At 66.6% G+C, this 13,946-nt stretch carries 9 protein-coding genes and 1 pseudogene; 1 reads left to right on the top strand and 9 read right to left on the bottom strand.

Annotated elements, in window-relative coordinates:
* The first annotated feature begins 13 nt into the window (after positions 1 to 13).
* Entirely contained in the window at positions 14 to 1,687 is a 1,674-nt protein-coding gene (locus GD429_RS20680) for an electron transfer flavoprotein-ubiquinone oxidoreductase (protein WP_415748948.1), read from the top strand.
* A 12-nt stretch (positions 1,688 to 1,699) separates the two neighbouring features.
* On the opposite strand, the pseudogene GD429_RS41175 reads toward GD429_RS20680, so the two are convergent.
* From GD429_RS41175 to GD429_RS20635, 9 genes and pseudogenes are all read right to left on the bottom strand, one after another.
* Positions 1,700 to 2,014, bottom strand: a pseudogene (locus GD429_RS41175) (hypothetical protein); the annotation flags it as partial.
* Between the two features lie 26 nt (positions 2,015 to 2,040).
* The gene (locus tag GD429_RS20670) at positions 2,041 to 2,580 is read right to left on the bottom strand and encodes a hypothetical protein (protein WP_152859481.1); all 540 of its coding nucleotides are present in this window, start codon (positions 2,578 to 2,580) and stop codon (positions 2,041 to 2,043) included.
* 138 nt (positions 2,581 to 2,718) lie between these two features.
* Positions 2,719 to 3,768, bottom strand: coding sequence for a patatin-like phospholipase family protein (locus GD429_RS20665; protein ID WP_152859399.1), 1,050 nt, complete (start codon positions 3,766 to 3,768; stop codon positions 2,719 to 2,721).
* Between the two features lie 92 nt (positions 3,769 to 3,860).
* Positions 3,861 to 7,316 carry an adenylate/guanylate cyclase domain-containing protein gene (locus tag GD429_RS20660; protein ID WP_152859397.1) on the bottom strand — a complete coding sequence of 1,152 codons (3,456 nt, stop codon included), beginning with the start codon at positions 7,314 to 7,316 and terminating at the stop codon, positions 3,861 to 3,863.
* Between the two features lie 231 nt (positions 7,317 to 7,547).
* Positions 7,548 to 8,993, bottom strand: a complete 1,446-nt coding sequence (locus tag GD429_RS40540; RefSeq protein ID WP_193727150.1) for a hypothetical protein — start codon at positions 8,991 to 8,993, stop codon at positions 7,548 to 7,550.
* Between the two features lie 134 nt (positions 8,994 to 9,127).
* Entirely contained in the window at positions 9,128 to 10,123 is a 996-nt protein-coding gene (locus GD429_RS20650) for a hypothetical protein (RefSeq protein ID WP_152859393.1), read from the bottom strand.
* A gap of 3 nt (positions 10,124 to 10,126) precedes the next feature.
* The gene (locus GD429_RS20645) at positions 10,127 to 11,428 is read right to left on the bottom strand and encodes a hypothetical protein (RefSeq protein ID WP_063835090.1); all 1,302 of its coding nucleotides are present in this window, start codon (positions 11,426 to 11,428) and stop codon (positions 10,127 to 10,129) included.
* A gap of 3 nt (positions 11,429 to 11,431) precedes the next feature.
* Positions 11,432 to 12,820: a hypothetical protein gene (locus tag GD429_RS40535; protein WP_193727149.1), complete on the bottom strand. Its 1,389-nt coding sequence runs from the start codon at positions 12,818 to 12,820 to the stop codon at positions 11,432 to 11,434.
* 39 nt (positions 12,821 to 12,859) lie between these two features.
* The gene (locus GD429_RS20635) at positions 12,860 to 13,912 is read right to left on the bottom strand and encodes a hypothetical protein (protein WP_152859391.1); all 1,053 of its coding nucleotides are present in this window, start codon (positions 13,910 to 13,912) and stop codon (positions 12,860 to 12,862) included.
* Positions 13,913 to 13,946 lie beyond the last annotated feature (34 nt).

The following is a 13,946-nucleotide window of genomic DNA, read 5'->3' as shown; positions in this document are numbered from 1 at the left end:
GACTAGTGAAGACATGCCTGATATGACCTTTGCCGATCAATACGGCCCGCGCGAATCGATGGAATACGACGTCGTGATCGTCGGCGGCGGCCCCGCCGGGCTGTCGGCGGCGATCCGGCTCAAGCAGCTGGCCGCCGAGAAAGGCGCCGAGATCGGCGTGTGCGTGCTCGAGAAGGGTTCCGAGATCGGCGCGCACATCCTGTCGGGCGCGGTGATGGACCCGCGCGCGATCACCGAACTGTTCCCCGACTGGAAGGAACAGGGTGCACCGCTCAGCGTCGAGGTGAGCGAGGACCGCTTCCTGTTCCTGTCGGAAAAGAGCGCGGTGCAGACGCCGAACTGGGCGCTGCCCGAGAACTTCAAGAACCACGGCAACTACGTGATCTCGCTGGGCAACGTCACGCGCTGGCTTGGGGCACAGGCGGAAGCGCTGGGCGTCGAGATCTTCCCGGGCTTCCCGGCCGCCGAGGTCCTCTACAACGACGACGGCTCGGTGAAGGGCGTCGCCACCGGCAACATGGGCGTGGGCAAGGACGGCGAGCCGACCGAGAACTTCCAGCTCGGCATGGAGCTGCACGCGAAGTACACGCTGTTCGCCGAAGGCTGCCGCGGCCATCTGGGCCGCCAGCTGATCTCGAAGTTCAAGCTCGACGTGAATGCCGATCCGCAGGCGTACGGGATCGGCATCAAGGAACTGTGGGAAATCGATCCCGCGAAGCACAAGCCGGGCCTTGTGATCCACACGGCCGGCTGGCCGCTGAAGTCGGATACCTACGGCGGCTCGTTCCTGTATCACATGGACAACAACCAGGTCGTGGCCGGCTTCGTGGTCGGCCTCGGTTACACGAACCCGTACCTGTCGCCGTTCGAGGAATTCCAGCGCTACAAGACGCACCCGTCGATCCGCGCGTTCCTCGAAGGCGGCAAGCGCGTGTCGTACGGTGCGCGCGCGATCACCGCGGGCGGGCTGCTGTCGCTGCCGAAGACGGTATTCCCGGGCGGCGCGCTGATCGGCGACGACGCGGGCTTCCTGAACGCATCGCGGATCAAGGGCAGCCACGCGGCGATCAAGACCGGCATGCTGGCGGCCGACGCCGCGTTCGACGCGTTGCAGGCCGGCCGTCAGTCGGACGAGCTCAACGCGTACCCGGATGCGTTCAAGCAGTCGTGGCTGTACACGGAGCTGTACCGCGCGCGCAACTTCAAGCAGTGGATGGCGAAGGGGCTGTATCTCGGCACGCTGATGGTCGGGCTCGAGCAGAAGGTGATGGGCGGCAACGTGCCGTGGACGCTGCACCACCAGCACGCGGACCACGAGATGCTGAAGCCGGCGTCGCAGTGCGAGCCGATCGAGTATCCGAAGCCGGACGGCAAGCTGACGTTCGACCGGCTGTCGTCGGTGTTCATCTCGAACACGAACCACGAGGAGAACCAGCCGGCACACCTGACGCTGAAGGATGCGAACGTGCCGGTGAACGTGAACCTGCGCACGTACGCGGGGCCGGAGGGGCGCTTCTGCCCGGCGGCTGTGTACGAATTCGTGAAGAACGACGACGGCAGCGATCGGCTGGTGATTAACGCGCAGAACTGCGTGCACTGCAAGACCTGCGACATCAAGGACCCGACGCAGAACATCGTGTGGGTCACGCCGGAAGGCGGCGGCGGGCCGAATTACCCAGGCATGTGACTGGGAGGCTGCTCACATCCGAGCGGCACGTACATCGGACCCGGTTCGGACTTTTTCGCGGCCGTTTCCCCCGGACGTGCTCGATGCGCACGCCCGATGCAAATCGGATGATTCACCATCCTGGACCTTGAATACCGCCACGGCGTCGTTCAGGTTCGTCACCTGCTCGTTCAGCGAATGTGCCGCTGCTGCCGCTTGCTCGACGAGCGCCGCGTTCTGCTGCGTGATCGTATCCATCTGCACGACGGCCTGATTGACCTGTTCGCCCCCGCGGTTCTGCTGCTCCAACGCGGCCGCAATCTCCGCAACGATGTCCGATATCTGCTTGCTCGACTACCGGCAGCTTGTCGTCGTTATTCCGGAATCGGCAAGCCCAGCCGCCAGCTCAAGTTTTTGCGCGCTCGCGTCTCGCAGCGCGTGTAGAAGAAATCCGTGAGATAGATGCGCGGGCGTGCGAGCAACCCGCGCAGAATGGTCCGTTCATGAAGGTCGTAAGCCCGGTCGTCAAGATCGGGGCGCTCCGCCCTGAGGAGGCGGCCGTCTTCGCGAAATCTGCTTCGAGAAGCGCCAAGCGCTGCCAGGTCGATGTCGCACGCAAAACGGGTATCCGGTTCTGCGGCAAGCCCCAAGTGGGTCGTCGCGAGAATCATCTCGCAGATACGGTCGCACGCGCGGATTCGCCCCCCGGCCTGGCGGATGAACCAGTCCGCGCTACGCTGCTCGTTATCTCGCGCGCCCGGAACGAAAATCACGTCATGGAACCACAGCGTGAGCTCGACGGCGTCCGGTTCGGGAATCGAGTCGCGCGCCAGGTCGAGGTGACGCAAACATTGCCGGACATGCGCGAGCGTATGGTAATGGCGCGCCGGCTCCGTATAGCATCGCGCCAGCATGCGATACACATCCTCGGCCTGTGTCCCGCCGCTGCACGACCACAACGCGACGAACCGCGCCTGCGTCCGGTTCACGTTCGCTCCTTGGCCCGGGGCGGCTACGCATGATCGCCCGATGCCGACATTACCGCGATGCGCTCAGAGAAATTCCCTGCGGATGTCGATACTCGACCGCTGTCCGATGTTTCCGTAGTGATGCGCGAGCCACGTATCCGCTTCGCGTCGCCCGTAGTCATGCAGTTCGCTGAGAAATCCCCAATCCGCGTTGTACTTGCTCGATACGCTCAACGCGCACAGAGCGTCGTCGGCCCGAATGGAATGGATCAGCATTTCCTTCATCTCGCCGCGTTTTATCGCGCCTTGCTGGATCAGGTCGGTGACAAACGAGATTGCTCGCATCTCGCGCATCAGCGACGAGTTGAAACTGATCTCGCTGATACGGTTGAGAATTTCGGCAGCCGCGATTGGCACACCGCGGCGTACAAGTGGATTGATGTGTACGATCACGACGTCGCGCGTCGCGCAATTGTAGATGAGAGGATAGATGGCCGGATTACCCATGTAGCCGCCATCCCAGTAGTACTCGCCGTCGATTGCGACCGCCTGGAACAGTGTCGGCACGCATGCCGATGCAAGTACCGCGTCGGCACTGACATCCTCTCCCGTGAAGATGCGTATTTTCCCTGTCTCGACATTGGTTGCGCACAGGTACAACCGGATCGGACAGTGCTTGCGCAGCGCATCGAAATCGACCTGGCTTTCGAGCACTTCGCGCAGCGGGTTCAGGTTGTTCGGATTGAACTGATAGGGCGAAAAAACGCGCAGCATCATGTCGGCGAATGCATAAAGCGGCGAATGATCGAGCCCGAAGCTGTGCGTGCCCTTCAGCCAGGGCACCCAACGCAGCGGGTTGTAGCGCTCCGCCGATTGCGCGACTGCGTGCCAGAAGTCGTGCAGCGCCTGGCGCGCACCGTCTTCGCCCCCCTTTTGCAGCCCGTATGCGAGTACAGCGGCGTTCATCGCGCCGGCGCTGGTTGCACTGACACCCTCTATTTCGAGCCTGCTGTCTTCGAGCAGACTGTCAAGCACGCCCCAGGTAAAGGCGCCGTGCATCCCGCCGCCCTGCAAAGCCAGCGCGATCGGTTTGCGCGGTCCATCATTGCGGCGTCTCGTGTGCGTGATCGTCATGCCCGTCTCCCCAGCTCTCCGTCATGCGGAGCAGCGGCAGGCAACGGGCGGTACGTCGTCACGCGATACGTCGTCGTGCGCCGCAGGTCCGTTCATCCTGCGCGTGCGTCCAATGCATCCAGCAGCGCTTTCGCCTCTCGCAGGTCGCTCGTGTCGAATCCTTCCGTGAAGCAGCTGTACACCTCGGACAGCGCCCGCTTTGCCTCCACGGTCTTCCCCTGCCGTTGCAACAGCCTCGCAAGGTCCGACGCTGCCCGCAATTCCAGCGCCCTGGCACCCTGCCGGCGCGCTCGCGCGATCGCTCGGTGAAAACAGTCCACCGCTTCGTCATCGCGTGCAGGTGCGGTGCCGTCCATGATCGCCGCTTCGGCCAGATAGACTCCCGTGAGCCTGCAGAGCTCGACTTCGTAGCAGTGCTCACCGGATTTCTCGACGATCGCCATCGCCTCTTCCAGCGTGTCTCGTGCCGCCCTCTCATCACCCGCACGCCAGTAGCTGTCGGCGAGCAACGCGAGAGAATATGGCCGCAGGTCTTCGCCGCCGGCTGCCCGTTGCGCGTCGAGGCCCAGCCGCATCTGCGCGATTCCGTCCTGGATGTTTCCTTGCTCGCTCGTCGCCCAGCCTCGCAGAAGCATCCCCCACGCGAGCCAGTAAGGCAATCCGTGCTCGGTCGAAACGGCAATGACCGCATCCGCACGTTCACCGGCAAGCACCGGCTCCCTCCGCATTTGATGCAAGTGGGCTGCGTAGGTAAGACTGAACGCCAGGGATGGCCCATAAGAAAGGCCCTGCGCGAGCGCGAGTGCTTCAGCGCTGCGTTTGAGCGCTTGTTCCGGATATCCCTGAAACCACAAGGTCAATACGAGGTAATTCAGAGCCCGGATACCGGGATCCACCCCGTGTGCGAAGACGTGTGCCTGATGCTGCTTCGGATCGTAGATCGCGCAGGCCTGTTCCAGGTTTGCGCGAGCAGCGCCGAAATCGCCCTGCAGAAAAAAGCACGCGCCCAGCGCACCATGCGCCTCCACGAGCAAGCCCGGATCATTCGTATCCCTGGCAATACCGAGCATCTGGTTGCTCAGATCGGTCGCGATCGCATACTCGCCGCGCACCACATGGTGTATCCGCAAGCCCAACTGCGTCGCAAAGCGTTGCGATGCCTCACCGGTCCGCTCGCATAACTCGAGCGCGCGCCTGTATGTCACGCCCACCTCTGTCGCGCCATACCCACGGACATCCATCAAGACCGGCCCGAGGGAAAGCAGCAGCGTCAGTTCCCAATGCGCATGCATCGGTGTATCCGGCAAACGCTTGAGCAGCGCAAGCGCCGCTCCGAGGTGATTCATAGCATCGGGGTGGGCAGCATGACGCAGCGCCTGCTGCGCCGCACGATGCAGATATTCGACAGCCTTGGGAATGTTTCCGCTCTGACTGTAGTGGTGCGCAAGTTCGCTGCAGTAATCGGCGATGCGCGTCGGAAACAGCACCTCGATCGCCTGCGCAGTGCGCTCGTGCAGCGTGGTACGCCGCTCCGTGAGCAACGAGCGCCCGGCCACTTCCTGAGTCAGCGCGTGTTTGAATGAATAATTGACCTCGGGAAAGGCCGGTCGCTCGTAGATGAACTCCGCCGCTTCCAGATGGGCGAGCAGGCCACGCAGTTCATCGTCCCGCGCCGGCGCTTCACTGCAAATTCGCCGGATCAGGCTGAACGGAAACTCGTGGCCTATCACCGCGAGCGCCTGCAGCAGTTCCTTTTCCTTGATGGGAAGCCGATCGATCCGGGCAGCCAGCACGCCCTGCACGGTGGTGGGAATATGCAGCGTCGCCGGGGTCTCCACGATGCGGTAATGCCCGGCATCGCCGAGCAGCGATTTCTCTTCGACAAGCGTCTGGACCACTTCCTCCATGAAAAACGGGTTGCCCTCCGTCTTCTCCAGAATGAGCTGCTTTAGAGGCACGAGCGAGCGATCCTCGCCGAGCAGCGCCGTAAGCAGTCCTTGAGCATCGGATGGACCAAGCGGTTCGAGACGGATTTTGCTGCAATGAACCGCGCGGTCCCACACGGGCCGATACTCGGGCCGGTAGTTCACCAACAGGAGTATTCGCTCGTCCGGCACGTGGTCGACCAGGTATGTGAGGAACGCTTCTGTCTCGCGGTCCAGCCATTGCAGATCCTCGAACAGCAAATGAACCGGCTGATTCCGGCTCTCTCGCGCGAGAAGCTTCCTGATCGCGTCGAAGGTACGGTCGCGCCGGATCTGTGGATCCATCTCGACCAGTCTCGTCCCGCCTTCGCCGATTCCAAGCAGATAGAGGATGTATGGCACGAGGTCCTCGAAACTGCGCTCGAGCGTGAGCGCCTTGCCGATGACCTTTTCCCGGCAGCGCCGCTCGTCGTCCTGCGTCGTGATCTGGAAATAGTTCTTCAGGAGTTCGATGAGCGGCAAATTGGGAAACGCCTTGCCGTGCGAGACCGAAAACGTCTCCAACACCAGCGCGCCACGCCGCGAACGCTCCTTGAACTCGTGGAAAAGGCGCGACTTTCCGACGCCCGCCTCCCCCACGACGCCGACCACGCGCCCATGCCCGCCCCTCATTGCCTCCAGCGCCCGGTTCAGATGTTCCATTTCCGGTTCACGGCCGACAAACCGCGCGAGACCGCGATGCGCCGACAGCTGCAGGCGCGTGCGCAACGCCCCCAGGCCAAGCACCTCGTATACGCACAGCGGCGCGGGAATTCCCTTGAGTTGCGTTGCCCCCAGCGCCTTGAACTCGAAATAGCCTTCGGCCAGCTTATGGGTGGACTCGCTGACGAGAATTGACGTGGGCGTGGCGATTCCCTCGATCCGCGACGCGATGTGGATCGTATGCCCGAGCGGATCGTATTCGGTGTGCAAGTCGTCGGTGCGAATGGAACGGACGACGACCTCGCCCGTATGAACGCCGACGCGAATTTGCAGAGGAATGCCTTCCCGCAGACGAATGCGGTCGCCATGCTGCCGCATCGCCTGCTGCATGCGCAATGCAGCAAAAAGCGCTCGCTGCGCATGGTCTTCGTGGGCGATCGGTGCGCCGAACAGCGCGAGGATGCCGTCGCCGAGCGATTTCGCTACGTACCCTTCGTAGTAGTGGACGGCTTCCATCATCAGCTCGACCACGGGCACGATCAGGCGATGCGCCACTTCGGGATCGAGATCGTGGATCAACGCGGTCGACCCGGCCATGTCGGCAAACAGCGCGGTAACGGTCTTGCGCTCGCCGGCGGGCTCGCCGCGCGCTTCCATGGCCGCGTGTTCGGCACGAATCCGCTCGGCAAGATGATCGGGCGTGTAATGAATGGGGGTTGGCGGCGGATCCCGACCCGATGGTCGAGAAAACGACGGCGCAGCGGCGGGGGTAGCCAGCGACGCCCCGCAATTGCTGCAGAAGCGCGCTGCCGGCTCGGCCTCATGCCCGCATTGCGGACAAGTGCGGGACAGCACGGCCTGACACTCCTGGCAGACCTTCGAACCGGGAGGATTCTCGGACCCGCATATTGCGCAGCGCATAAAACCCTCTTCCTGCCAAGGGTCGACATCGATACATTATGCGCCACTATCTGCGGGGCATTCAGGCCGGCGAGCGTGATCATGCATGCCGACAAGCGAAGAAACCAATGGCTCGACGGCAGTAGACGCGGTGCTCGGGAAACATCGGCGCCAGCTCGAAACCCAAGGGGATGTTCAGTGCTACGAACGCTGAAAAGCGGACGCTTCGGGAACGGCTGCCGGTGCGCGCGCTCAGGACGCTGCGCGGTGTCCCGCTGCCGTTGCGCCGGCAGGCGATCGAGGTGCCGCCGCCGCGGGGTGCGCGGGCGACGGGGACGCTGCGGCGCCAGGCCCGGACGGCGGCGGCTGCGCGGACGTGTGCGCCGCAGCCGGTGGCGACGCGGACGCTTGGCCGGCGCCGGCTCCCCCTGCCGAGCCTGAAGCGGCGGAACCCGAAGCCGCAGGCGCGGCGCCGGGCGGCGGGCGCAGCCCGCCGTCGAGCGAGGTCCGTCGGGCTGCCAGGTCGGCCTGTTCGGCGCTGCGCAGGGCGGCGCGATCGGAGGACAGGCGCGCCGCTTCGGCATCCGGATTGATCGTGTTGACGCGGATGCGCTCGACATCGCCCACTCCCGCCAGCCGGTTCAACGGCACGTAGTCCGTACGAAACACCAGCTCGATGCCGCTCGTCAGGTTGACGTCGGCGTGCGAACTCTCGGTCGTCTGGGTCCGGTCGGTCGACACGTAGCCGATCGTGCTCTGCACATTGGCCTCCGCGCCCCAGGGCCCGAAGCGTGCGCCTCCGCTCACGCCCACCGTGTTGCGCGTGTCGAATTGCGAGCCGCGGTCGTTGGCGGCGGCGCTGCTAGCATCGATATGGAAATTCATCGCGGCGTTGAGCCGGCCGCTTTCGATGACGATGCGCTGCAGGCCCATCTGCACCATCGTCGCGAGCAACTGCTGGCGGTTGCGGGCCAGCACCTGCTGTGCGAGCGGCACCAGGCGCTCGGGATCGGAAGCCGGGACCGCGTCGCCCGGCCCCATTCCCAGTGCGCTGCGCAGCGCCGCTTCGGCCGGCGGGGACGCGCCCGGGCGCAACGTCAGCCGGGTCGCGGCATCGCGCTCGGCCTGCAGCTCCTGCTGGCGCTGGCGGCGCTCGTCCGGCGGCAGGCCCGCCAATTCGTCGGCATCGTCCGCGGCCTCGTCGTCGCCGGTGACCTGGTAGGCGGCGGGGAAATGCTCGGCCAGCCACTGCCGCGCGCCGGCGATGCCGACGTTGCTGTCCGCGAAGCCTTCGGTGGTCTGCGCGACGTTGCGGATCAGGTCGACGAACGCGGTCAGCTGCTGCTGGTTCGAATCGTTCATCGCCTTGAAGACCCCCGTGATCAGCTCGGTCACGAAGCGCGGGAACGACACCGCGTCGAGCACCGCCCGGGTGGTGCCGGCCATCCTGTCGATGGCGGTGCCCGAATAGTCCGAGCCGGCGTTCTGCGCGACGGCCAGCGCCGCGCCGGGACGCGCCGCGAGCGCGTCGTGGTCGAGCGCGATCGAGCCGATCCGCACCAGCCCGGACGCGAGATCGCGGCGCGTGGCCGGATCGAGGGCGCCGAAGCCCTGCTGCGCGGACAGCAGTTCGCGGACACGGTGGCGAACGTCGGGCCGCAGCACCGGCGAACGCGCAAGGCGCGCGGCTGCCGCCATCTCAGCGGCTCCGCCGCGCGGCGCGCATCCCGCGACGCGTGGCGCGCGGCCGGGATGGCGACGGCGCGTCCACCGCCCTCGGTATCCCGGTTGTGCCGCCCGCATCGCGACGGCCTGAGCGACGAGGTTTCATGTCAGCGTCCGAGTGCCGCCCACGGGTTCTCCGGCGCAGCCGGCCCCAAAGCCGGCGGCACGCCGCGGCCGGCGTCCGGCGCGGCAGGCGCCTGGCCGTCGGGTTTCTCGCCGAGGCCGAGCGTTGCCTCGATCCATTCGGCGGCGGCGGCAATCACCGGATTGTCGGTGGTCACCAGCGGCGACGCGCCGCCCAGCGCATCCGCGACGTCCGCCAGCCACGCGATCACGGTCATCCCGGCTTTGCCGCGCCGGACATGGGCGGCGGGCTGGCGCGGCGGCTGGCGCGAGAGCCGGCCGATGGCGGCGACCACGCCCCAGATGTCGCGCGCAGCGAAGCCTTGACGCATGTCGGCATGGCCGAGGATCGCGAACGCGTCCCTGAGCATGCCGACAATCTCGCCGGCCATGAACGCGGTCACGCCGGTACACGCGGCGCCGAGGTTTTGCGCGAGCGAGCGGGCGGCGTTGCGGACCCGCGCCTGGTGCCCGAGATCTCCGCGCGGGTCGGCGCCGGGCGTCTCGTCGAGTTTGTAGAGCGCCTCGCAAAGCGCGAGCATGCACTCCTCGAACTGGACGTTGCGCTCGGCATCCGCCGCCGCCGGGCCGTACGCGGTGCCGAACAACCGCGAATAAAACGCCGCGCGTTCGCCGGCCGCCAGCTTCTCGGCGCGGTGGCGCCACCAGTTGGCGACCAGCGGCCCCGCGCCGCCGAGATCGACGCCGACGGCGCCGCTCGCGGACAAGCCGGCGAGCGCCTCGACCGCGGGGATCACGCCCGCGGGCTCGAGATCGGCCGCCAGATAGAGCGACGCGAGCGCCCGCAGTTGCGCCTTGTCGACGCGCGCGGCAACGGGATCGGGGATGGCAATGTCGCCGAGCTCGTCGAGCGCGAAGGCCAGGCCGTGCGCGGTGGCGCGCTCGACGAGCCGCTCCCCCGACCGGATGGCAACCGCGAGCCCGGCATCCGCCAGCGGGGCGATGAGCATGCGCGCCATGATTCAGTGCTGCCCGGCCGGCAAGCCGGCGGCGGGAGCCGGCTTGTTGGGGTTGTACGGCGTCGAGTTGCCCTGGATCACCGACATCATCTCGGGCGTCGCCATCTTGTCGAGCGGCAGGTAGTCGCTCTTGAAGTTGACGCGGACCTCGCCCGAGAGCTTCGCTTTCACCTCGGCCTTGGATTCGCTGGTGTCGTCGAGCGCCGACCCGACGGTGGCCACGTGTTCCTGCTGCCCCTCGAAAGCGGCGTCGGCCGAATAAGGCGTGTACCAGCTGCCGTAATGGGCGCTGAGCGATTCCTTGTATTTCTGGCTCTCGCGGTCGTGCATCGACGCGGTATAGGTGCGCTTCGCGGTGTCGCTGGCGCGCATGTCGAACACCACCTTGGCGTTGATCGACCCGTCGGTGACGACGATGCGATTGATGCCGAGCATGACCATCGACGACAGCAGTTGCTGGCGCTGCTTCGCCATCTGCAGGCGCGCCGCGGTGACGAGGCGCAGCTCGGACTTGTCGTCGGACAGGTCGGTCACGGGCGGATCGAGATTGTAGTTGCGGCTGATCTCGGCGAGCCGCTGCTGCGCGTTGTCGCCTTGCGCCACCAGCCGCGACGGGGCCGCGGCGGCGGCCGCGCCGGCGCTGTCGGCGTCGAACGCGTCGGCGCCGTCCTGCGCCTGCACCGACAGCACGTCCGGGAACGAATCGGCGAGATAGTCGCGGCCGGCCCCCTCGCTGATGTTGTCGCTCATGAACTGGGCGGTGGTCTTGGCGACGTTGGCGATCAGCTCGCCATAGGCGCGCATCTGCTCGATCGAGCTTTCGACGATCGCCTGGAACACGTTCTTGATCAGGCCTCCTACAAATTTCGGGAAATCGACCTTCTGCACCATCTGGCCGAACTGCTCGACGCCCTGCTTGACCGCGCCGGCCTGGAAGTCCTTGCCGGCGAAGCCGGGATCCTGCGACAGCTGGCGCTTGGTCGCGGTGACGGGATCGTCGGCCAGCGCGGCGGCGGCCGGCACCGGACGCGGTGCGGCGACGGGGCGCGCGAGGCCGGTAGGCGGCAGTTCGCCGTTCGCCTCGCGCTCGGCGATCTCGGCATGCACGCCGTTGGGATCGGCCAGGTACGCGAGCACCCGCACCGTATCGGCGGCGATGCGGCGGCGCTCGTCGTCGGGCAGGTCGAGGAACGACGGAATCGCGGTCAGCAGGCGGCGCACCTCGGGCCGCGTCGCGTCGAACGCGGCGGCGCTCGTGGGCGGCCGCACCGGGTGAAGCGCGTCGGGGGGAGCGGACAGGCGCATGGCTCAGTTTCCCCTGGCCGGAGCCGGCGCGGCAGCCGGTGCAGCGGCCGGAGCCGCAGCGGGTGCGGCGGCGGGCGGGGCGGCGCCCGCCGGCGTTTTCGGGCTGGGCAGCACGTTGGGATCGGCCGGCGTCGCGTTGCCGGTGATGGTGGCGATCATCTGCGGCGTCGCCATCTTGTCGAGCGGCAGGTAGTCGCTCTTGAAATTGACGTCGACCGCGCCGGACAGCTGGATCTTGGTCTGCATCGCCGCGTTGCTGGTTTCGGACGCGGCGGTCGACGCGGTGATGATCGGCTTGTTCTCGTATTCGTAGTCGCCCTTCGCGTAGTAGTCGGCGCTGTACTGGCGGCCGTTGTCCTTGTCGTTGCTGGAGTCGTACTTGCCGCCGCGGTCGTAGGTGCCCTTGCCGGCATGGGTCGTCTGGACGTTGCCGTCCTTGTCGCGGGCCAGGTCGACCGCGGTGGCGCTGCGCTGCTTGGAGAGCGTGTCCTGCGCGCGCACGTCGTAGATGATCTTCGCGGAGATCTTGCCGTCGGTGACGACGATGCGGTTGATGCCCATCAGCACGATCGACGCCAGCATCTGCTGGCGCTGCTTGGCGAGCTGCATCTTGAAGCGGTTGACGATGGCCAGTTCCGACGCCTCGTCGGACAGGTCGAAGGTGTCGCCGTCGCCCATCTGCAGGCGGGCGCGCACGGTCTTCGACGCTTCGTCGGGGTCGACCCCGTCGCGCACCTGCACGCGCGGGCTCGGCGTATCGCCGCTGTCGTCCATGCCGATCTGGAACAGGTCGGGAAACTGGTCGACCATGTGATCGCGCGCCTGGTTCTCGGTCACGTGCTCGTCGGCGAACTGGCCGAGCGATTTCGCCACCTGCGCGATCATTTCCTGATACGCCTTCATCTGCTCGATCGAGCTGTGGGTGATCGACTGGAACACGCCGCTGATCAGGCTGGCGACGAAGGTCGGAAACTTGACCTGGTTCAGCAGCTCGCCCGCCACCGCGGCGCCTTCGTGCGCGGCCGACGCGGTGAACTTGGACTTGCCGATGGCCTCGACTGCCTGGTTGTGGTCGTCGAAATTCTTCTCTTGCGCCGAATGATCCGTGTTGTCGTCGAGCGCGCGCGCCGTGGCGTTGCCCAGCCCGCCCGGAATCTCGTGGCCGGCGAACCCCTCGGGCCGCGCCAGATAATCGGCGATCAACGCGGTGTTGCGGGCGATGTCGCGGCGATCGGCGTCGGGCATCGCGTTGAAGGCCTGCGATCGGGTCAGCATCTGCGCGACGCCGTGGCGCACTGCGTCGGCCGGCACCGGCGGCGTGTGACGCGGGGCGGCCGCGGCGGCGCGCGGGGGCGGCGCGATCGGCGTGGGACGGGCAGCTTGCTGGAACATGGCGACCTCGCGGGAAACGCGTGACGAAGCGATTCGGATTCAACTGGCCTGGGCGAACGCGTCGACCGGCAACTCGAACTCGATGGGGCGCAGGTAGAGGCTCACCCGCGCAGGGCTTGCCGCGTCCGTGCGCAGGCTGATGATCGAGAAGCGGCCCGGCCAATGCGCGTCCTCCGGCGTAAACGCGCCCATCCATTGCTCCAGCGCCTGCAGCCCGCGCGGACGCTCGGCGAGCCCCATCGTCAGCAGGCTGAGGAACGCGGGCGGCACGTCGGGGATCGCCGAGAGCAGCACGTAGAGCTCGAAATCCGGCCCGTCCGGTCCCAGCCCGAACGCGAGCAGCGCGCCGTGCGGCGGCAGATCGAACCGCCCGCCGAGCACCAGCCCCAGGAGCTGCATGATGCCGGGCAGGCGATGGCCGATGCCGAGCGCGTCCATGACCGGCTGCAGATCGGCGAGCCGCAGCGCCCTGGTGCATGCGAACGTGAGCCGCTGGCCGCCGAGGTCGCGCTGGGCCGCCATCGTGGTGAACAGCGGCTTGAGCCCTGGCACCATCTGCAGCGCGGCCTGGACGATGCCGGCCAGGTCGCGCGGCAGGTTCTCGATCGTGCCGGCGTCGCCGGGCAGCTCGTAGTACACCTTGGACGCGTAGAGCCCGTCGCGATCGTAGCTGGAGCCGAAGAACGCGCCGTAGTCGAGGTTGCCGCCCGGTCGGGCGAAGCCCCGGAACGGCTCGCTCGCCTGGTCGAACCAGTGCAGCGCTTCGCGGCCGATGAAGTCGCGGATCAGCTTGCGCATTTCGCGCGTCGACGCGTCGCGCCGGTCGATCGCGGACGCCTCCGGCGGCAGCGGCTCGATCGTGAAACGCAGCTTGCCCGGCTGGCTTTCGGAGAAGCTGGGTTCGAACGGCACCGCCATCGGCATCAGCGCGTTGTCGCGGAACCGCAGGTCGTCGGCGCCGTCGCCGAACGTGCGCAGGAACAGGTCGCGCGACGGCGCGAAAGGATCGGCGGTGCCGAGGCTTCGCGCGGCGCTCTTCAGGCGGCGTTCGACCCGGGCGACGACCGGCTCGCGGATTGAGGTCAGGGGCATGGCTCGGCTCCGGCAGGGTTCGGGGATGGCGCAG

The sequence above is a fragment of the Burkholderia sp. BE17 genome (assembly GCF_009362305.1).
GTDB lineage: Bacteria > Pseudomonadota > Gammaproteobacteria > Burkholderiales > Burkholderiaceae > Burkholderia > Burkholderia pyrrocinia_C.
This window is presented reverse-complemented; position numbering and strand designations above follow the sequence as displayed.